19 protein-coding genes are annotated in these 19,046 nt (G+C 62.5%); 8 read left to right on the top strand and 11 right to left on the bottom strand.

Annotated features, from left to right (window positions below; translation table 11 throughout):
• Position 1: 1 nt before the first annotated feature.
• The 6 genes from LWF01_RS18430 to LWF01_RS18405 all read right to left on the bottom strand — a co-directional run bounded on the left by LWF01_RS18430 (position 2) and on the right by LWF01_RS18405 (position 6,115).
• Positions 2-1,114 carry an ABC transporter ATP-binding protein gene (locus LWF01_RS18430; RefSeq protein ID WP_349638829.1) on the bottom strand — a complete coding sequence of 371 codons (1,113 nt, stop codon included), beginning with the start codon at positions 1,112-1,114 and terminating at the stop codon, positions 2-4.
• Positions 1,104-1,901 carry an ABC transporter permease gene (locus tag LWF01_RS18425; protein WP_349638828.1) on the bottom strand — a complete coding sequence of 266 codons (798 nt, stop codon included), beginning with the start codon at positions 1,899-1,901 and terminating at the stop codon, positions 1,104-1,106. The genes LWF01_RS18430 and LWF01_RS18425 overlap by 11 nt, the downstream gene beginning before the upstream one ends.
• Positions 1,898-2,812, bottom strand: a complete 915-nt coding sequence (locus LWF01_RS18420) for an ABC transporter permease (RefSeq protein ID WP_349638827.1) — start codon at positions 2,810-2,812, stop codon at positions 1,898-1,900. The genes LWF01_RS18425 and LWF01_RS18420 overlap by 4 nt, the downstream gene beginning before the upstream one ends.
• Positions 2,809-3,927: an ABC transporter substrate-binding protein gene (locus LWF01_RS18415; protein WP_349638826.1), complete on the bottom strand. Its 1,119-nt coding sequence runs from the start codon at positions 3,925-3,927 to the stop codon at positions 2,809-2,811. Before LWF01_RS18415 ends, LWF01_RS18420 begins: the two co-directional genes overlap by 4 nt.
• A 95-nt stretch (positions 3,928-4,022) precedes the next feature.
• Complete coding sequence (locus LWF01_RS18410) at positions 4,023-4,586, bottom strand: helix-turn-helix domain-containing protein (RefSeq protein ID WP_349638825.1); 564 nt, start codon at positions 4,584-4,586, stop codon at positions 4,023-4,025.
• 113 nt (positions 4,587-4,699) lie between these two features.
• Positions 4,700-6,115: an amidase gene (locus tag LWF01_RS18405; protein WP_349638824.1), complete on the bottom strand. Its 1,416-nt coding sequence runs from the start codon at positions 6,113-6,115 to the stop codon at positions 4,700-4,702.
• 181 nt (positions 6,116-6,296) lie between these two features.
• Here LWF01_RS18405 and LWF01_RS18400 point away from each other — a divergent pair, with 181 nt between their 5' ends.
• The 6 genes from LWF01_RS18400 (at position 6,297) to LWF01_RS18375 (ending at position 11,565) form a co-directional block, all read left to right on the top strand.
• Positions 6,297-7,340 (top strand): magnesium and cobalt transport protein CorA, encoded by a 1,044-nt coding sequence (locus LWF01_RS18400; protein WP_349638823.1) that lies wholly within the window; start codon positions 6,297-6,299, stop codon positions 7,338-7,340.
• A gap of 110 nt (positions 7,341-7,450) precedes the next feature.
• Positions 7,451-8,197 (top strand): DUF5058 family protein, encoded by a 747-nt coding sequence (locus tag LWF01_RS18395; RefSeq protein ID WP_349638822.1) that lies wholly within the window; start codon positions 7,451-7,453, stop codon positions 8,195-8,197.
• A gap of 15 nt (positions 8,198-8,212) precedes the next feature.
• Entirely contained in the window at positions 8,213-8,941 is a 729-nt protein-coding gene (locus LWF01_RS18390) for a hypothetical protein (RefSeq protein WP_349638821.1), read from the top strand.
• Between the two features lie 207 nt (positions 8,942-9,148).
• On the top strand, positions 9,149-9,970 hold the full coding sequence (locus LWF01_RS18385; protein ID WP_349638820.1) for an HpcH/HpaI aldolase family protein: 822 nt from the start codon (positions 9,149-9,151) through the stop codon (positions 9,968-9,970).
• Positions 9,971-10,075: 105 nt separating this feature from the next.
• Positions 10,076-10,810 (top strand): ABC transporter ATP-binding protein, encoded by a 735-nt coding sequence (locus LWF01_RS18380; RefSeq protein WP_349638819.1) that lies wholly within the window; start codon positions 10,076-10,078, stop codon positions 10,808-10,810.
• Positions 10,810-11,565 (top strand): ABC transporter permease, encoded by a 756-nt coding sequence (locus tag LWF01_RS18375; RefSeq protein ID WP_349638818.1) that lies wholly within the window; start codon positions 10,810-10,812, stop codon positions 11,563-11,565. Before LWF01_RS18380 ends, LWF01_RS18375 begins: the two co-directional genes overlap by 1 nt.
• Positions 11,566-11,643: 78 nt before the next feature.
• Here the strand turns inward: LWF01_RS18375 and LWF01_RS18370 are convergent, their stop codons facing one another.
• Both LWF01_RS18370 and LWF01_RS18365 read right to left on the bottom strand, forming a co-directional pair.
• The gene (locus LWF01_RS18370; protein ID WP_349638817.1) at positions 11,644-12,273 is read right to left on the bottom strand and encodes a hypothetical protein; all 630 of its coding nucleotides are present in this window, start codon (positions 12,271-12,273) and stop codon (positions 11,644-11,646) included.
• The gene (locus LWF01_RS18365; RefSeq protein WP_349638816.1) at positions 12,270-12,731 is read right to left on the bottom strand and encodes a winged helix-turn-helix transcriptional regulator; all 462 of its coding nucleotides are present in this window, start codon (positions 12,729-12,731) and stop codon (positions 12,270-12,272) included. Before LWF01_RS18365 ends, LWF01_RS18370 begins: the two co-directional genes overlap by 4 nt.
• 48 nt (positions 12,732-12,779) lie before the next feature.
• Between LWF01_RS18365 and LWF01_RS18360 the strand changes: the two genes are divergently transcribed.
• Positions 12,780-13,589 carry an NAD(P)H-binding protein gene (locus tag LWF01_RS18360; protein ID WP_349638815.1) on the top strand — a complete coding sequence of 270 codons (810 nt, stop codon included), beginning with the start codon at positions 12,780-12,782 and terminating at the stop codon, positions 13,587-13,589.
• A 945-nt stretch (positions 13,590-14,534) separates the two neighbouring features.
• Positions 14,535-16,022: an HNH endonuclease signature motif containing protein gene (locus tag LWF01_RS18355; RefSeq protein WP_349638814.1), complete on the top strand. Its 1,488-nt coding sequence runs from the start codon at positions 14,535-14,537 to the stop codon at positions 16,020-16,022.
• A 141-nt stretch (positions 16,023-16,163) separates the two neighbouring features.
• Here LWF01_RS18355 and LWF01_RS18350 read toward each other — a convergent pair whose 3' ends face one another.
• Genes LWF01_RS18350 through LWF01_RS18340 form a run of 3 tightly spaced genes read right to left on the bottom strand, consistent with a single transcriptional unit; the run spans position 16,164 to position 19,026 of the window.
• Positions 16,164-16,961 carry an ABC transporter permease gene (locus LWF01_RS18350; protein WP_349638813.1) on the bottom strand — a complete coding sequence of 266 codons (798 nt, stop codon included), beginning with the start codon at positions 16,959-16,961 and terminating at the stop codon, positions 16,164-16,166.
• Complete coding sequence (locus LWF01_RS18345; RefSeq protein ID WP_349638812.1) at positions 16,958-17,881, bottom strand: ABC transporter permease; 924 nt, start codon at positions 17,879-17,881, stop codon at positions 16,958-16,960. The genes LWF01_RS18350 and LWF01_RS18345 overlap by 4 nt, the downstream gene beginning before the upstream one ends.
• Positions 17,881-19,026: an ABC transporter ATP-binding protein gene (locus LWF01_RS18340; protein WP_349640958.1), complete on the bottom strand. Its 1,146-nt coding sequence runs from the start codon at positions 19,024-19,026 to the stop codon at positions 17,881-17,883. The genes LWF01_RS18345 and LWF01_RS18340 overlap by 1 nt, the downstream gene beginning before the upstream one ends.
• Positions 19,027-19,046: the final 20 nt, after the last annotated feature.

The following is a 19,046-nucleotide window of genomic DNA, read 5'->3' as shown; positions in this document are numbered from 1 at the left end:
CTCATGCCATTGCCGGTGTTCGAGTATCTTCCAGCAGGACACCGTCGCCGCCCGCCCAGTACACGAAAGCGTCATCGCCTGGTCTGACGTCGACACTCATTTCGCGCGGGCTGCGGACGATTCCGGTACTGCCGTCTGCCAATCGCAATTCGTACTTGTGCCCTGAGCCGAGGTAAATGTTCTGCACCACGGTCACCGGCACGGAGTCCGCTCCGAAGGGCACCTCCTGCTGATTGGCAGCCACCCGGAGCTGCTCCGGCCGCAACACGAACGCACCGGGACCCTGTATCTGGGATGGGCGGGTACCGCCGATCGTCGTGCCGGCAAAGTCCATCGACCAGCCGTGGCCGTTCGCGTTCACGTCGGCACGGAGCACCGTGGACTCGCCCATGAACTCGGCGACGAACAACGATGTCGGCGTTTCGTACAGTTCGGCGCTGGCACCGACCTGCTCGATTCTGCCTTCGTTGAAGATCGCGATCCGGTCGGAAAGGATCAGGGCCTCTTCCTGGTCGTGCGTGACGAAAACAAATGTCCGGCCCACCTCCTGATGGATCCGTTTGATCTCCAGCTGAAGTCGTTCACGCAGGTTCTTGTCCAGCGCGCCCAACGGTTCATCCATCAGGAGCGCCCGCGGACTGAACACCATCGCGCGGGCAAAGGCGACCCGCTGCTGCTGCCCACCGGAAAGCTCCCGCGGGAATCTGTCGTCATAGCCCTTGAGCCCGACCGTCTCCAGCGCGGCCCTGACCAGGTCGGCCTGAGTGCTCTTCGGGATCTTCCGTTGTTGCAGCGGAAAGGCGAGGTTCTGCGCCACCGACATGTGCGGGAACAGCGCATAGTGCTGAAACACCACGCCGAGTCCGCGCTTGTGCGCCGGAACGTCATCAACTCGCACGCCGTCGATTTCGACGCTGCCTGCGGAAAGGTCGGTGAACCCGGCGATCAGGTTAAGCGTCGTGGTCTTTCCGCTGCCGGACGGGCCTAACAAGGTGATGAACTCACCCGGTTCGATGCGCAGCGTTATATCGTCGACGGCGATGGACGTGGGATACCGCTTGGTGACGTTCTGGATGTCGATCCGGGTACCGGCTCCGGCAAGGTTAACGGACACGTTTTTTCCTGTTCATGGATAGCAGGCCAATGACGATGATCACGGTTGTGATCAGCATGATCATCGTCGCGGCGGCGGCAATGGTCGGATCGGTGTCCCGGGTGACGCTGCCGTACATCTTCACCGGCAGAGTTTCGAGGTACGGGCTCTTGATGAAGATCGACAGCACCACTTCGTCGAACGAGGTAACGAAGGCGAATAGCGCACCGGACACCACACCAGGGATGATCAGCGGCAGAGTCACTTTGAAGAACGTCGGCCACTTGCCGGCGCCAAGGCTCGCCGCCGCCGTCTCAAGCCGTTCGTCGAAGTTGGCCAGGGCCGCCGTCACGGAAATCACCACGAACGGCATTGCCAGGACGCTATGCGCCAGGACGAAACCCAGGACGGTGCCGAGCAGCTGGAACTTCAGGAAGATGGAATAGATGCCGATCGCAAGAATGATCGCCGGGACGACGACGGGTGCCAGCAATCCGGCCTGGACCACGGCGGCTGCGTTCCGCCGGGTCCAGCGGTGCAGGCCGAGGGCCGCCGCGGTTCCGATCAGTGTCGAGATGATGACGACGATGACTGCGACGGTGAATGAATTGCCCAGGGCGGTCATCCAGGTGGGGTCGGTGAAGAACTTTTCGTACCACCTGGTTGACCAGCCGGTCGGCGGGAAGACCAGGGACGCTTTGTCGGTGAAGCTCAACGGAATGACGATCAGGGTTGGCGCGATCAGCCAGATGGCGACCAGAACCGAGTAGGTCCACAGCGTTGCCTGGGTAGCTGTTTTGTGCTTCACAACAGTTTCCCCCGGTCTCCCAGCAGCCTTCGGCTGCGGCGCATCATCAGGCCGAGTACGCCGAGCAGGATCAGGGTTGCAACCAGCAGTACGACGCCAAGCGTGCCTCCTCTGCCCCACTGCAGCTGCTGGTTCACCTGCATATAGATGTACTGCGAAATCAGCATTTCCGAGGGGGAGCCCAGTAGCGCTGGGGTGATGTAGAAGCCGAGCGCCTGGATAAAGACCAGGAGGCACCCGGAAACCACACCCGGCATCGATAGCGGAACGAACACCCGCAAGAAGGCAACCGCGGGCCGCGCCCCGAGACTTTGCGCGGCCTGAACCAGGCGCATATCGACCCCGCTCATCACGGAATACAGCGGCAGAACCATGAACGGCAGCAGAACCTGGACCATCCCGATCAATACCCCGGTTGTGTTTCGGATCAGGTTGTAGGGCCCGAGGCCGATAATCCCGAGGAACGAATTGACCAAGCCGCTGTCCTGCAGCAGCACGATCCAGGCGAAGCTGCGAATCATCAGCGAGGTCCAGAACGGAATCAACACGATCACGATAAGCGCCGCCCGAGCCTTGGGTCCTGCGATGACCATCAGGTAGGCATACGGGTACGCCAGGGCGAGACAGATCAGCATTGAGAGCAGCGCGATCCACAGCGTTCGTCCGAGAATGGCCAGGTTTCCACTCGAGCCGAAGAACCATTCATAGTTCTGGGTTCCAAGCTGCGGATCTGAAACACTGCGCCACATCGACTCGGCCAAGGGATAGGCGAAAATCCCGAGGATCAGGGCGAGCGCCGGCAGGAGCAGAAGCAGTGGGTTGGTGCCGGTGCGGCCGGGCTTGCTGCCCGGCCGCACCTTGGCCGGCGGCGCCTGAGCTTCAGGAGCCCCCACCGGTGGGGCCTGACTCATCCGGATACCCAGGCGGTGAACTTCTCGAGCGTCTCAGCGTAGTTCTCGCCCCACCAGGTGAAGTCCGAGGTCAGGACCTTGTCTGCGACCTCGGGATTGGTCAGCAGGAACTTCTGGCCTTCCGCGTTGACCTGGGGCTTCGCATCGACGTGGATCGGGGAATACGAGGTTTCCTCAGTGAGCTTCTCCTGTTGTTTCTGGCCGAGGTAGTAGTTGATGAATGCCATCGACGCCTTAGGGTTCTTCGCATTCGTCGGCACTGTGAGCACATCCATCACCACGACACCGGTTTCCCAGGCCGGCGCGTATGGAGCACCGTTTTCTACCGCACCGTACGCGCGACCGGACCAGACCACGCCCATATCGATCTCACCCGACTCCAGCATCTGCTGGGCCTGGGCTCCGGTCGTCCAGTAGACGATGCTGTCCCTGATCGTTTCGAGTTTCTTCAGCGCCCGGTCAACATCGAGTGGGTAGAGCTCGTCCGGCGCCACACCGTCGGCAATCAGGGCGCCTTCCAGGATGCCGCCGCCGATGTCTCCGCTCTGAACGCCCCGCTTGCCGGGGTACTTCTCGGTGTCGAAGAAGTCTTTCCAGGTTTTGACCGAGTCACCGAACTTCTCAGTGTTGGCGACCACGACACTCGCATACTGCATCGCCGGCACGTAGCAGTCACTTGCCAGCCCCTCGGTCACCTTTGACTTGTCGATGATCGAGTAGTCAAGCTTCTGGAGCAGCTTCCCGCATTGGCCGGCTGCCCAGTTGGAGTCGGTGTCCACAACGTCCCAGGTGACGTTATTGGAATCGACCTGCGCCTTGATCTTGGCGTACTCAGTAGGCCCGTCCTGCAAAATTTTCGCACCGGACTCCTCGGCGAACGGCGTGCCAGCTGCCGCCATCTGCCCGTCCTGATAGATGCCTCCATAGGACACAAAGGTGAGATTGACGCCGTCCAGGGCTCCGGCCTTGACCGTGCCGGCTTTCGCGGGCCCTTCGCCAAGGTCGATTTCGGCGGGACCGCCGCCTCCGCAGGCGGCCAGCAGCACTGCTGACCCGGCGCCCAACAGCGCCAACCGGACAGAGCGTCCCCGCCGTGGCAGATTGAGACTCAACATTCTTCCTCCATTGGACTTTGAACCGGACTGGGTTATTAACGGGACTGGGTTATTAACGGGACTGGATTACTAACGGGACTAGGCTATTAACGGGACTAGTCGGTTGGTGGGCTGCACACCCAGAGCACTTCGGCGACGTCACTGCCGACGTTGACGACCTTGTGTGGACTTGAGCTGAGGAACTCGATGCTGTCGCCGGTCAACAGCGTGTGCTGTTCGTGGCCGAGGTGCAGCAATACCGATCCTTTGAGGCAGACGAACAACTCCTGGGAATTACCGTGGGTATACGGCTCGTCACCGGTGGAACCGTCGGCATCGATGGTGCCGAAATACACTTCGAGGTTTCGCAACGGCGGTGGGGTCAGCAGGTACTTGTTAACCCCATCGCCTGCCTGGTAGTGCGGCCGGTCAATGCTGCGCAGCACTCCCCTGCTGTGGCTTGTGCTGCCATCGATCAGTTCCGCCGTCGTCACTCCCAGCGACTCAGCGATCTTCTTCAGTGAGGAGATGCTCGCGCTGGACAGATCGTTCTCGAGCTGACTGAGAAAGCTCGAACTGACGCCGGCGCTGGCGGCGAGCTTCCTGAGCGGCATGTCTCGAAGCAGTCGTGCAGCTCGAACCCGCTGACCCAGCGTGTCATCCAACAGATCCACGCTCATACGTCCTGTTCATCGTGGCTGATCGTTCGGTTGAGTAATACTGAACACTTTGTTAAGTGGACTCTAGACCGATGTGACCCGGAACACAATGAGTTTCGAAAAAGAAACCTGACTCAGACAGCCAGCAGGGGACGTCGCTGCCCGGCCGGGTTGGCTTGCTCGAAGCTGCGGGCTAGTTGCAGCAGCTTCAGATCCTGCCCGGGAGCGGCGACGAGTTGGATGCCGACCGGCCAACCCTGCGCGGTGAAACCGGCGGGCAGCGAGATGGCGGGACATCCGGTCACCGTGATGAAGTACGCCGAGCGCATCCAGTCCAGATAGCTTTCCATCTGCTGTCCATTGATCTCGGTCGGGAACTCCAGCTCGGCGTCGAACGGCGGAACCTGTGACACCGGCAGGGCGAGCAGGTCGAACTTCTCGAAGAACTGGTCCATCACCTGGTAGATCCGGGCCTTGCTGGTCAGCGCCCGGCCCAGCTGCTCCCCGGTCAGACCGACGCCGGCCTGAATGTTCTGCACCAGCGAGTCCTTCATTCTTCCCGGGTGGCGCGCCAGCAGGTCGCCGAGCCGCAGCTGGAACAGCCAGGCACGCAGGACGCGGAACACCTCGTCGGCGCCGTCCAGCCGGGGATGTGCTTCCTCGACGACGGCGCCGGCGTCGGAGAAGACGGACCGCTGTGCCTCAATTACCGCGCGCACATCGTTGTCGACGGCAAAAGAACCACCAAGATCGATGTCGAAGGCAACGCGCGCGCCGGCCAGTGTCCGGGGCAGCAGCGGGGAAAAGGTGTCACCCGGAAGCTCGCGAGCCAGCTCGGTCTTCGATGTCGGCCCGGCCAGAACCGAAAGTAACAGGCACAGATCATCCACGGTGCGCGCCATCGGGCCGGCAACCGCCAGTGTGTCCCACGGGGTCGGGTTCGGCCAGACGGGAACCCGGCCCGGCGAGGGCCGGAAGCCGACGACGTTGTTGAACGACGCGGGATTGCGCAGCGAACCGCCCATGTCACTTCCGTCAGCCAGCGGCAGCATTCCGGTGGCGAGCGCGACGGCAGAACCACCGCTCGAGCCGCCGGCTGACCTGTCGGGGTCATAGGGATTGCGGGTCAGCCCGAAAACCGGATTGAAAGTGTGCGAGCCGGCGGCGAACTCCGGAACGTTCGTTTTCGCGACCGTGATGGCACCGGCATCCTGCACCCGCTGAACGTGCAGGTCGCTGCGGGTGGGCACCAGGTCGGCAAAGATCGGCGAACCCGATGTGGTGAGCCATCCCCCGACGGCATGAGTGTCCTTGAAGCCAAAGGGCAAGCCGTGCAGTCTGCCGACGGCCGCGCCACGCTCGGTAGCCGCATCGGCCGCCGTCGCCTGCTCGTGCGCTCGCTCGAAATCAATGCTCACTAGCGCATTGACCTTAGGATTGACGTATTCAATCTGCCGCCGGTGCAGCTCAAGCAGCTCGACGGCGGAGATGTCGCGCGATCGCACTGCGTCCAGCATGTCCCGCGCGGAACTGAATACGTCAATAGTCATAGTTCTCATCCTCGAGTTGCGTGCCTTCCCACCGATTATGCCCCGAATCAGATCGGCTGGCAGGAGCTGAACACGACAAATCCGCCTCCCCGAATCTGGCGCAAGCTGCTTGGACCCGGCCGGTCCCATCCCGGTGGTAATCTCAGGGCGGCAAAACCCTCGCAAAGGCATCGGAGTAGCTATGAGTGAGCCTGAGTTCCCGAACCGGCGCGTGTCCAAGGGAAGCAGCATCGTCGACAACGCGATTTACGTCGACGGGAAACGGGTGAGCTCGCCGGTTTCCCTCGCCGAAACGTATCGCGAACTCAACGACCGCCCAGGGGCACTCGCCTGGATCGGTCTCTTTCGTCCGACGCACGCAGAGCTGAACTCGCTCGCGGCGGAGTTCGACCTGCATCAGCTCGCCATCGAAGACGCGGTCGCCGCCCATCAGCGGCCGAAGATCGAGCGCTACGGCGACACCCTGTTCCTGGTACTTCGCGCCGCTACCTATCTGGACGATGCCGAAACCGTCGAGTTCGGCGAGCTGCACATCTTCGTCGGCCGAAACTTCGTCATCACTGTCAGGCACAGTACGTCGCCGGACCTTTCCACCGTGCGCCACCGGATGGAAGACCAGGATCCCAAGCTGCTGGCGTTGGGCACCGAGGCCGTGCTGTATGCCATCCTCGATGCCGTGGTCGACGGCTATATGCCAGTCATCGCCGGGCTGGAGAACGACGTCGATGAAATCGAAACTCAGGTTTTCGACGGGGACCCTGCGGTGTCCCGGCGGATCTATGAGCTTTCCCGTGAGGCGATCCAGTTTCAACGCGCCACCAATCCGTTGAGTGCGACGCTCGACAACCTGTCCTCCGGCTTCCGGAAATACCAGGTCGATCAGGAACTGCAGCGATACCTGCGCGACGTCGACGACCATGTGACTCATGTCAATGAGCGGATCGACAGTCTGCGCCATCTGCTGGCCGACGTGCTCACAGTGAACGCGACCCTGGTCGGGCAACGACAGAACGAGGTGAGCCTGGACCAGAACGAGCAGATGAAGAAGATATCGGCCTGGGCAGCGATCCTGTTCGCGCCATCGCTGGTCGGCTCGATCTACGGAATGAATTTCACCCACATGCCCGAGCTGGACTTTCCGTGGGGCTACCCGGCGGCCCTCGGATTGATGATCACCGGTAGCGCGCTGTTGTACGCCGGTTTCAAAAAACGCCGCTGGTTGTAAGGCTGCCGGCCATTCGGTAGGCGGCAATTTCGTCACGGCTCTGGTGCACCGAGCGGAGTGTGTGTTAGCTTCACTCGGAACGGATCCCGAGCGCGCGACCGGAGTCAATGATGACATCGCTATCGGCTCAGCAAGGCTCCGCCGACGTGTCGGCGATAGCCAATACCCCATTTCTCTGGTTCATCGCACTTGCTGTCTTCGCTGTGATCGCCGGCCAGTCGGTGATCTACCTCCGGGCAGCTAAGAAGGCGGCACCGGACGCCGGCATGACACCAGAACAAATGCGAACCTCGTTCCGGTCGGGCGCCGTCGCAGCGATCGGGCCGTCGCTGTCTATCGTCCTGGTCGCGGTCGCCCTGCTGCCTCTGTTCGGCACACCGCCAGTCCTGGTACGGATCGGCGTGATCGGCTCGGCGGCAACCGAAGTTGCCTCGGCCACTCTCGCCGCCGGCACTCAGGGCGCCGAACTCGGCGGCGAGGGCTACACCAGTAAAGTCTTCGTCATCGCCTTCTTCGCGATGGGCCTCTCCGGTGCCATGTGGATGCTTGCGACTCTGATCCTCACCCCGCTACTCAAGCGTGGTGATTCCAAGCTTCGCCGGGTCAATCCGCAGGTGATGGCGATCGTTCCCGCCGCAGCGCTCCTCGCCGCTTTCGCGAGCCTCACGGTCGGAGAGCTGGCGAAGACGCCGGTTCACATCATCACTGTGATCGCCTCGGCCATCGCAATGTCAATCCTGCTGTTCGTTGCAAAGAAGCTCGGCCAGCCCTGGCTGAACGAATGGGCGCTGGGATTCTCCATCGTGATCGGGCTCGTCGTCGCATACTTCGCCCACGCGGCCGGACTCGGCGCCTAGGTCAGGGGGACTGACATGAGCAACCTTACCGAGGCGCCCGGCCTGGCCGCCTTCGACCGAACCACCGCCCGCTGGGGCAGGCTGACCATGATCATCGTCCTGGTCCTGACCGTGGGCGGTCCGCTCTATCTGGCGCTGTTCGGCGGTCTGAACATTTCGACCGGCGAGCTGCTGGTGGCATTCCTCGCAGTCGCCAGCGCCTACGGCGTGTTCTGGTTCGTCGAGCCGATCACCTACTACCCCGTACTCGGACAGGCGGGCATGTACCAGGCATTCCTGATCGGCAACATCTCCAACAAGCTGCTTCCGGCTGCGATCGGCGCGCAAAGTCATCCCAGGGTCAACGTCATGCCAGGAACCCGCAAAGGGGAACTGGCGGCCACGATGGCGATCTGCGGAGCCGTCGTCGTACACATCACCTCGCTCCTGCTGTTTGTCGGGATCCTCGGCACCTGGATCGTGAGCGTGGTTCCCACACCGATCGTGGACGTCGCCAAGCTCTACATCCTTCCGGCAATTCTCGGCGCGGTGATGGTGCAGATCTCGATGTCGCTGCGGAAGCCGCGAATCACCATCATCGCCGTCGCGGCCGCGGTGTTCGTCACCTTCGGCCTGCTGCTGGTGCTGCCCGTCCTGAGCCCCGCGGGCACCTTCATCGTCGTCGTCATCACCGTGGTGCTGGCCTGGATCCTGCGTGGCCGGACCGAGGAGTCGGCGTCGGATATCGAGGGGAACCGGCTTTAACCTCGATCCGCCGATGAGGTGAGCAGGGCACATCACTGACTCCTCCGGCGGTACCGTCATGAGGCCAGCGCACGCCGGAGACGGGGCGCACCCGGCTCCCCTTCATGACCGACGCCACGTAGCATGAACGTGCTGTTCGCCAGTTTCAAGAAGCGCGCCGCTGGTAGTTAGCCTGCCCAAATACAACTAGACGTCGAAAGGCCCGTTATGTCGGAACCTCCACAGGCACGGCGCTCCGTGCGCGAAAAGCTGGCGGCCGGCGAGCCCATCCTTGGCACATTTGTGATGGAGTTCGCCACCAACGGCATCGGCCGGCTCACCGATGGGGCCGGCGCGGACTTCGTGCTTTACGACGGCGAGCACACCGGCTGGAGCTGGGAGACGCTTGCCGGCCTGCTCGCAACAACCCGGCATACCGGGCTGGCAAGCTGGGTCCGGGTACCGGGGCACGACCCGAGTTTCATCAGCCGGGCACTCGACATCGGCGCGCAGGGCGTGATGGTGCCGTTCGTCAATACCCCCGAGCAGGCAACCCGGCTGGCGTCGGCAGCCAAGTATCCGCCAGTAGGTACCCGTGGGGCCGCGTTCGGCATTGCGCATGACGACTACATCGCGGGCGCCATCGACGACAAGATCTCGACCGCGAACCGTGACGGTTTGTTGATCGCCCAGATTGAATCCGAGCAGGGCGTGCACAACGCCGCCGGAATCGCCGCGGTTGACGGCGTCGACGTGCTTTTCGTCGGCCCGCTGGATCTCAGCATCAGTCTGGGTATTCCCGGCCAGTTCGACGACGAGAGATTCATCCAGGCGCTGACCACCGTGGCCCATGCAGCGCTCGGCCAGGGCAAGGGCCTCGGCATCCTGACCACGTCCACCCGGATGGCCGAGACGGCACTCGGTCTCGGCTACCGGGTGATAGCGCACAGCGCAGACCTCTGGATTTACCAATCCGCGCTGCGGAACAGCCTCGAGCGGCTTCGCGAATTGCATGCGACGGTCGCTTCCCGGGGCAGCACGGCTGGCTGAACGCTCAAAAGACTGCCGCCGCCGCCGGCCCCAAGGCTGCGATCGCGGTCTATCCTGATCAGTAATCGGTCGAATTATCGAGCTGACGAAAAGCCTGGGGCAGCAATGACCGCGGCAATCGAACTTCTGGACCTCGTCGTCACCCGAGGCAACAAGACGGTGCTGGCCGGTGTCACCGCAGAGATCACAGCCGGCAGTATCACCGGCCTACTGGGTCCCTCCGGCAGCGGCAAGACAACCCTGATGCGTGCGGTGATCGGGGTGCAGAAGATTCGTTCCGGTCGCATCCTGGTGTTAGGGCAGAGCGCCGGCAGTCCACCACTGCGGCATCGGGTCGGCTATGTATCGCAAGCTCCCAGCGTGTACGGCGACCTAAGCATCCGCTCGAACGTTGAGTTCTTTGCCGCCATCTATGGATGCGGAAAGTCGGCGGTTGACGATGTGCTGAACACCGTCGGACTGCAGGATTACGCGGCACGGCGCACCTCGCTGCTATCCGAAGGACAACGCAGCAGAGTCTCGCTTGCCTGCGCGCTGGTCGCACAGCCGGAGGTGCTGATTCTCGATGAGCCGACCGTTGGCCTCGATCCGCTGCTGCGACTCGAGCTCTGGAACGAATTCGAGCGGCTGGCGGCTGACGGAATGGCACTGCTGGTCTCCTCCCACGTCATGGACGAGGCCAAACGTTGCCAATCGCTGCTGCTGCTGCGCGACGGCGCCCTGTTGGCAAATCTGAGTCCCGAGGAGCTGGCCGACCGAACCGGAACTGTCGACATGGACGAGGCATTCCTCCGGTTGGTTTCCGGTAGCGGTAGATCTGACCAGAGGGAGGCCCGCTGATGCACGTCCGGATTCTGCTGGCCGTGGCACGCCGGGTGCTGACCCAGCTGCGCAACGATCCCCGGAGCATAGCGATGATCGTCGTGGTTCCGTCATTCCTCCTGGTCGTCGTCCGCTTCCTTTACGACAACGAAACGCTTCAGCCCGGCCAGCCGGCGACTTTCGATCGGGTCGGCCCGATCCTGCTCGGTATCTTCCCCTTCGTGGTGATGTTCCTGATCACCTCGATCACCATGCTCCGGGAGCGCACCTCGGGCACGCTGGAACGACTATTGGCCTCCCCGCTCGGCAAGGGCGACCTGCTGTTCGGCTACGGGCTGGCATTCTCGCTGATGGCAGTGCTGCAGGCAGCGTTCACCTGCGGCGTCGCATATTGGCTGCTGGGCATGACGACGGAGGGAAGCCCGTGGCTGGTGGTGCTGGTCGCCGTTGTGAACGCGGTCCTCGGTGTGTCGCTCGGCCTACTCTGTTCGGCATTCGCGCACACCGAATTCCAGGCCGTTCAGTTCATGCCGGTCGTCGTTGTGCCGCAGTTCCTGCTCTGCGGTTTATTGGTCGCTCGCGATCAGATGGCCGACTGGCTGGAGGCTATAGCGAACGCCCTGCCGATGACGTACTCGGTGGAGGCGTTGAGCGAAATAAGTCGGCATGCCGACCCGACCGGCACCATGTGGCGCGACCTCGGCATTGTCGCCGGCTGCGCCGTCGTCGCCCTGTCACTCGCCGCGGTCACGCTGCCCCGCGCCTCCCGATGACGTGTGCCTGGCATCTCGTCCCGCCGGCCACCATCTCCATTCCGGGCCGCCCCGGCTTGAACTGAGCTTGTACAGGGGTCAATTACCTCTGCGGTCATCATCAGATGGTGCTTCATCAGCTGGCAACTCTTCCTGTTCGGCCGGGTCTTCTAAGCCCCCGACAGGATCGATTACTTCATCGGAAATAACAGTTGCCTTGGGAGATTCAGCGCTTCCCCCGGTAAGGCTGATAGCTGACTCGTGAGTCTCTGTCGCTGAGGATTCTTCCAGGAGTCCGGAACTTTCATCCTTGGTTTGCCAGGTTGTTGTGACGTCCGAGACAACCACGCATTGACCGGATCTATTAGTAAAGAAATTTGATTTGGTCGTCGTTGCGGCCGACAGTATCTGCAACCCTTCTTCAGCGAATGAGTTTTTGATGTCGTCCAGTCCTTCGGTGCCCGGCGGTGCCGGTGCTGGTGAGACAGACGTGGACCTTGCCCGCGTCTTGGGCAGGTCGTAGTCGGCGGTCCAAAAGTCATTCTGTGCCTCGAAGAATTCAGCTACCGCTTTCTCTGCGGCTGACTCTTGCTCTGGGGACAACTCTGATTCATGCGTCTCCTGCCCGGACGACTTCCCGATCGCCGAGTCCATTGCTTGCGTGCCTGACATCGTCAGTGCCAGACAAGCCGCCGCGACAACCAGGGTCATCTGAGTGCCCTTGATCATCGGATCTCGTTGTCGGGATGCTCGGTGTCGTAGGCGTGACGAGCCTCGGCGATGGCGTCACGGTGTACGAGGGACCAGTCGGCCAGCGCCTTAACGAGATGGGTGAGGCTTGCCCCGGTCTCGGTAAGTCGGTAGTCGACCTGGGCCGGCACGGTCGGATAGACGGTCCGAATCACCAGTCCGTCCCGTTCGAGTCGTCGGACCGTCAGGGTCAGCATTCGTTGGGATATCCCGTCGATGGCGCGTTGGAGTTCCCGGAACCGGCGCGCACCATTTGAAAGTTCGACGATGACCAGGACCGACCACTTGTCTCCGACCCGGTCGAGAACGTCGCGGATCCCGCAGTCAGGGTGGCCCGGCTGTCCGCACGGGTCCAGGTCGGCTACCCCAGCGGTTACATCGGCGTGCGTCGGTAACACGAAACTGCCTCCTTGTGGCTGGGTCTGCAGCTGGTCCATGATCTCAATGATAGTTACTGAAGAGAACCACAAAGGAGACTCGATCAAATGATCATGGTGACCGGGGCAAATGGGCAGCTGGCGTCGCTCACGCTGGAAGAGCTGAACTCACGAGGAGTAGCAGTCGTCGGGGGTAGCCGCGCCCCTGAAGGCGGTCTCCGTCATCTCGACTTCGACGACCACGCCAGTCTGAACTTCCAGGGCATTTCGACCTTGGTACTGATTTCGGCCGGGTACGCCGAGGACGACCAGGTCATCGCCCGTCACCGAGCGGTTGTTGACGCCGCGGTTCGCGACGGAGTGATTCACATCATCTACACCAGCCTGACCGGCGCCGGGGACCATGTTGGGTTCGCTCTCGCTCATCGGGCCACCGAGCGGCTAATACAGGCCAGTGGGCTTGAGTGGACGATTCTCCGCAACGGACTGTATGCCGAGCTATTTGGCGCGCTCCTCTCCTGGACCCCAGACGGTTTGGCATCAGCGTTCGGCACCGGCGCGTTGTCTGCGGTTGCTCGTGCGGATCTCGCTGCTGCCGCGGCAGTCGTCGCCGCAACGCCCGCCTCTCATGCCGGAAGGACTTACGAACTCGTCGGTGACCCGATGAGCGCAGACGACGTCGCTGCCCAGCTCGGTGTTTCGCACCGCACCATCAGCCTGAGCGAGTACCGCAGCCGCCTTCTAGCCGACAACACTCTGCAGCCGTTCCAACCGCCGATGCTTGCCTCGATCGCCACAGGCATCCGCCACGGATTCCTCGACAACCACAGCCCCGACCTTGCCAACTTACTTGGGACGCCGGCAACCGACGCTCTCACGGTTGCAGCAGACGCCGCAGCATCGATGCGTGGCGCGTAGCGAGAGCTATCCGGGCACCGTGCTAGCTTCGGGTAACCCTAGGAGGAGGATTCCATGCTTGACCGGTTGTCGTCAAACTCGTACGCCTTTCACCTCTCCTGGTTGCTGATCAGCGGCGCCGCGACAGTGCTCCTCGGGTTACAGATGTACTCCGCGGGCACTGCTGCAGATGCCAGTCACTCAGTAGGCAGCATGGCCCCATTGACCATCCTGGGGCTGGCCGTGTTTGGGGCCGTGTGTTTGCTGGCATTGGTGTCGCTCGTTACCAAGTGGGCGTGCGGCACCGGCGATAACGTCGCAAGTTAACCGGAGCATCTGGGCTGCAGGGTGGTGCTTCGCTCGGGGTCCCACCCTGCAGGTCCCCCCCATGTGCGTGACGAACTAGGCAAGCGAGCCCGACCGCTCAGCCGAGGATGAGCGGGAGCTTCGCCGCGAAATCGTCCAGCCCGGCCTTCTCCGCGTCGGTCGGTGTACGGCGTCCGGTGCCGATCAGGTCGAGGTGGTGTGCAATCTGGGCCACCGCGGCTCGCCGTCCGCGGCTGCCAGCCGACACAGCCGCTCGAAGACCTTGCCCGGGACGGCGTCAACCGCCGTGGGCAACGCCGAAAAAGAGCGGGAGTAGAGATCCATTGCGAGTAGTAGTCTTATGCCGCCTGGAACGGCGGCACCAACTATGAGCAAGCCGCGGACGGGTGCCAATCTCGTCATCGACTGCACGGTTGCTCGGCGTAGTTCAGTGAACACGTGCGGATCGTGCTGCAGACGGAGCATACTCTTCAAAGCGCTTCGCAAGTTAGCGCGGTGGAGTTGGAGGCGTCTCATGCCCGTGTCACGGGACATCAACCCACGACAAAAGCTTTTCAGTTTCTATTGCACACTGGCGCGTAATCGTACTAAAATCGAACATATAGCACTTTCGATTCGTTAATTGGCAGGAGGCTGGCAGTGGAGATCGTGGAGGAAGTGCGCGCGACCGTTGCCACCGCCAAGGCCCTGACCTCAAACCAGGTCCGTGCCTGGACGATGGACGAGCGGCGCCAAGCGCTCTCCGCGCTGGATGATTTGACCAGGATTGCGGCATTGACAAAAGCGCGAATTCTGACCGTGGAAGAGGAAAGTGGTGACTGGGCGTTGCGCGGCGATCCCAGCATCGAAGCTTGGCGGGCGCGGACTACCCGAGAGGGTTATGGCAAAGCCCGAGATGAGCTGCACCTCGCCCGCACCGTCGAGGAAGCGCCACGACTTGGCGACGCCGTGCAGAACGGGGACATCACCGCAGAACACGCCACCGTCCTTGCCCGGGGGATGCAGACGGCCTCCGAGGCACAACGCGAAGCGCTGCAGACCCCGGAAATCCAGGACGACCTACTGCGGTCTGCGGGCAAGACCAACGCGAACGACTTCAAGACCGCCCTGAAGCACAAGCTGGCTGACATAGACAAGGCGGCGCACCAGCGCGGTGCCGATGACGCCAAGGCGCGCCGGTTCACCCGACTGACCAGGGCATACGGCGGCTTCCGGCTGGAGGCGTTCCTGGACGAAGCATCCGGGCAGATGCTGCGGACCGCGCTAAAGGCCGCCGCAGGCAAGCCCGCAGCCGACGACGACCGCACGATCGTGCAACGAACTGCCGACGCCCTGACCACAGTGGCCGGGCACGCCTTGGATCGCGGAACACTGCGCGTCGGCGGGCAGGTGCGCCCGCACGTGATGGTCACACTCAGCGCTGAGCAATGGGCCGCGTGGCGCACCCGCGGGGAGTTTCCCGGCGCCACCTACACGGACGGCACCCCACTGGCCGAATCGGACCCGGCTACCTTGCTGTGCGACGCGCAGCTGATGCGTGTGGTCTTCGACGCCGACAGTCAAGTCGTGGACTTCGGTAGAGAGAAGCGGACGTTCACCGGCCGCCAACGTAAAAGCATGATGGTCCGCGACGGCGGATGCATGAGCCCCGGCTGCGGAATCCCGCCGGAATACTGCGAGGGACACCACATCAACGAATGGGCAGCAGCCAACGGCAACACCAACATCGATGAAGGCGCCCTATTCTGCATCTTCCACCACCACTGGATCCACCGGAACAACATCGCCATCGCCCACGATGCGCGCGGCCTGAGTTTCTGGTCAAACAACGGAAAGTTCATCGGCCGCACCGACTACCGCCAGCGCTGCGTCGAACGGGGCCAGCGCATCGCCGTCGCAAGCGGCCCAGCGCAGAGCGGCGACGTCCTGCCGAACACGGAGGATGTCAATCGGCCGGAGCAGGACCATCTCAAACCCAAATCGCTCGGTTGCGGCAGGCGACCGAACCGTACCGTCATATCGCAGCATGTCGTCGCATCTCGCGCCTGCCCAGAGCGCTCCGACGAGCCGGGCCGGAGCCCACCCCAGCGGCACAGCCTCGAAATCCTCGGCCATTACCGGGGCTGACGCACTATGCCGATCCCGGTCAATCCCGATGCCGGTCAATCCCGATGACCATACAGATCCCGCAACAGCGGCATCTTCGCCCATGATGAATCACCTGCGCACTCCCAGCCCTGGCGCCGTTGGTTGACTCAGGCCTCCGCCTCAGCGTGCGGCCAGCATCTTCGCCCGTCGATTCGACAGCAGCTGACCGCCGATCACGAACAACAGCGCCACGATGAACATTGCCGAGCCGATCACATTGGCCTGCGCCGGAATGCCCCGGGTTGCGGCCACGTAAATGAACTTCGGGAAGGTCGCCACGTTCCCGGAGTTGAAGTTGGTGATGATGAAATCGTCGAAACTGATCGCGAACGACAGCAAGGCGGCGGCCACGATGCCAGGAACCAGCAGCGGGAAGGTGACCCGCCAGAACGCCTGCATACCTGAGGCGTACAGGTCTGCGGCCGCCTGTTCGAGGTTGGGATCGAGGCTGGCCACCCTAGCCTTGACGGTCACCACGACAAACGATGTGCAGAACATGATGTGCGCGATGATGATCGTCGGCATGCCGAGGTCCATCCGCAGGTTCAGGAACTGCGCGAGCAGCGCAGCACCCAGCACGACCTCGGGGGTGGCCAGTGGCAGGAAGATCAGCAGGTTCATCACGCCGTTGAACCGGAACCGGTAGCGCACCAGGGCAATGGCGATGCCGGTGCCCAGGATCGTCGCGCCGACCGTGGCTGCCAAACCGATCTGCAGGCTGTTCGCCAGCGATTGGCACACCGCGGGAGCCCCGCACGGGTTCTGCCAGTTGTCCAGCGTGAAGCCCCGCCAGGTCAGGTTGGTCCGACCGGCGTCATTGAAAGAGAACACGAAAATGTAGAAGATCGGAACCAGCAGGTAGATGAACGCCAATCCCCCGATGACGGGAACGAACAGGCGGCCGAAATTCAGTTTCATACCAGCTCATCCGTTCCGAAGCGGCGGATATATATCAGCACGAGGATCAAAATGGCGACCATCAGCACGAAGGACAGCGCGGACGCGCCAGGATAGTCAACTATCCGGAAGAACCGGGAATCGATGACCTGGCCGATCATGGTGGTGGTCTGATTATTGCCGAGCAGCGCCGCGTTGACGTAGTCGCCGGACGCCGGAATAAATGTCAGCAGCGTGCCGGCGAGTATCCCGGGCATCGACAGCGGCACCGTGACCTTCCGGAAGGTGGTGAAACCGGACGAGTAGAGGTCGTCGCTAGCTTCGAGCAGCCGGGTGTCCAGCCGATCAAGGTTGGCATAGATCGGCAGCATCATGAACGGCAGGAAGTTATAGGTAAGACCGGCAACAACTGCGAAGGCGGTTGCGGTGAGCCGACCATCCGGCGGCAAGATGTGCAACGCGTGGAAGACAGCGACCACTGGGCCGTCATCGGAAAGAATCTGCTTCCAGGCCTGGGTGCGCAGGATGAAGCTGGCGAAGAACGGCGCGATGACCAGCACAAGCAGCATGCCCTGCAGCAGTTTGCGGCCGCGCAGCCGAACCGCGACCAGATACGCCATCGGGTAACCGATCAGCAGCGCGGAAATCGTGGCGATCAGCGCGAAACCAAACGAGCGCAGCAAGGTTTGCCAGTAGGAACTCAGTGCTTCGACGTAATTGCCGAACTCGAGCGCCGGCTGGTACTGGCCGATTTCGCCGCCGGGCACCTTGGTGTAGAGCGAGGTGGCCAGCAGCGAGAACACCGGCAGCACAAAGAACAGCAGCATGAAGATGGCGCCGGGAAGAAGCAGCAGATAACCGACCCGGTTCTTTCGCCGGGTCGCTTTCAGCTCCGAAGCGCTCGGGGCCGACGGGCTCTTGGCGAGCTCCCCGACGCTCATCAGACCGCTTCCTCGTCGGCTCCGGCCGAGGTATCCTGTTCGCCGTCCAGGCCGAACGAGTGCTCCGGCTGCCAAGCCAGGGTGACCTGGTCACCGAGCCGGACCTCTGCGCCGCCGAGATTCTGCCGGAAGACGCCAAGCCTTCCGATTCCGGGAACCTCGACCAAATATTCGGTGCTGACTCCGGTGAACGACACGTCGATCACCTTCGCCCCCGTGATGGCGTTCGACCGGGGCGAGGCTTCATGCGAGGAATCCAGTACGACGATCTTCTCCGGTCGTACCCCTACGATGACTTCACCGGTCTGCTGCGTCGTCCGGTTCTTCGGCACAACGAGCCTGTTGCCCTGGACGTTGACCGCGATATCGCTACCCAGATCCTCCGTCACCGCGCCCGGCATCAGATTGGACTTGCCGAGGAAGTTCGCCACGAACGTCGTCTTCGGCAGTTCGTACAGCTCGGCGGGAGCGCCCATCTGCTCGACCTTGCCGGCGTTCATCACCGCGACGCAGTCGGCCATTGTCATGGCCTCTTCCTGGTCGTGCGTGACATGGACGAAGGTCAGGCCGACATCGGCCTGGATGTTCTTGAGCTCGACCTGCATCTGGCGGCGCAACTTCATGTCGAGCGCGCCGAGTGGCTCGTCAAGCAGCAGCACGGCGGGACGATTGACGATGGCGCGTGCAAGCGCGACCCGCTGTTGCTGGCCACCGGAAAGCTGTGCCGGCCGGCGGGCAGACAGATGGCTCAGTTCGACCAGCGTCAGCGCATCCTTTGCCTGCGCCTCGGCGTCGCGCACCTTGCGGCGCTTCAGCCCGAACGCGACGTTTTCGAGCACGCTGAGGTGTGGGAACAGCGCATAATTCTGGAACACGGTATTGACCGGACGCTGGAAAGCCTTGGTCGAGGTGACGTCTTTCCCGCCGATCATGATCCTGCCGCCGGTGGGCTGTTCCAGTCCCGCGACCATCCTTAAGGTCGTGGTCTTGCCGCAGCCTGAGGGCCCAAGCAGGGCGAAGAACGAGCCGGCCGGAATCGTGAGGTCCAGCTCGTCGACGGCCAGGTAGTCGCCGAATCGCTTCGAGATTGACTGCAGCACCAGGTCGGCACCTGAATCCGATGCCGGACCGTCGCCGGTGTTCAGGCTGCGGGATTCGCCGGATT

The sequence above is a fragment of the Saxibacter everestensis genome, from assembly GCF_025787225.1.
GTDB lineage: Bacteria > Actinomycetota > Actinomycetes > Actinomycetales > Brevibacteriaceae > Saxibacter > Saxibacter everestensis.
This window is presented reverse-complemented; position numbering and strand designations above follow the sequence as displayed.

What these genes read in the sequence shown, in the direction of transcription:
- LWF01_RS18420 (WP_349638827.1), bottom strand. Translation starts at nt 2,812, where the DNA reads ATGAGTCAGGCCCCACCGGTGGGGGCTCCTGAAGCTCAGGCGCCGCCG.
- LWF01_RS18415 (WP_349638826.1), bottom strand. Translation starts at nt 3,927, where the DNA reads ATGTTGAGTCTCAATCTGCCACGGCGGGGACGCTCTGTCCGGTTGGCG.
- LWF01_RS18410 (WP_349638825.1), bottom strand. Translation starts at nt 4,586, where the DNA reads ATGAGCGTGGATCTGTTGGATGACACGCTGGGTCAGCGGGTTCGAGCT.
- LWF01_RS18405 (WP_349638824.1), bottom strand. Translation starts at nt 6,115, where the DNA reads ATGACTATTGACGTATTCAGTTCCGCGCGGGACATGCTGGACGCAGTG.
- LWF01_RS18400 (WP_349638823.1), top strand. Translation starts at nt 6,297, where the DNA reads ATGAGTGAGCCTGAGTTCCCGAACCGGCGCGTGTCCAAGGGAAGCAGC.
- LWF01_RS18395 (WP_349638822.1), top strand. Translation starts at nt 7,451, where the DNA reads ATGACATCGCTATCGGCTCAGCAAGGCTCCGCCGACGTGTCGGCGATA.
- LWF01_RS18390 (WP_349638821.1), top strand. Translation starts at nt 8,213, where the DNA reads ATGAGCAACCTTACCGAGGCGCCCGGCCTGGCCGCCTTCGACCGAACC.
- LWF01_RS18385 (WP_349638820.1), top strand. Translation starts at nt 9,149, where the DNA reads ATGTCGGAACCTCCACAGGCACGGCGCTCCGTGCGCGAAAAGCTGGCG.
- LWF01_RS18380 (WP_349638819.1), top strand. Translation starts at nt 10,076, where the DNA reads ATGACCGCGGCAATCGAACTTCTGGACCTCGTCGTCACCCGAGGCAAC.
- LWF01_RS18375 (WP_349638818.1), top strand. Translation starts at nt 10,810, where the DNA reads ATGCACGTCCGGATTCTGCTGGCCGTGGCACGCCGGGTGCTGACCCAG.
- LWF01_RS18370 (WP_349638817.1), bottom strand. Translation starts at nt 12,273, where the DNA reads ATGATCAAGGGCACTCAGATGACCCTGGTTGTCGCGGCGGCTTGTCTG.
- LWF01_RS18365 (WP_349638816.1), bottom strand. Translation starts at nt 12,731, where the DNA reads ATGGACCAGCTGCAGACCCAGCCACAAGGAGGCAGTTTCGTGTTACCG.
- LWF01_RS18360 (WP_349638815.1), top strand. Translation starts at nt 12,780, where the DNA reads ATGATCATGGTGACCGGGGCAAATGGGCAGCTGGCGTCGCTCACGCTG.
- LWF01_RS18350 (WP_349638813.1), bottom strand. Translation starts at nt 16,961, where the DNA reads ATGAAACTGAATTTCGGCCGCCTGTTCGTTCCCGTCATCGGGGGATTG.
- LWF01_RS18345 (WP_349638812.1), bottom strand. Translation starts at nt 17,881, where the DNA reads ATGAGCGTCGGGGAGCTCGCCAAGAGCCCGTCGGCCCCGAGCGCTTCG.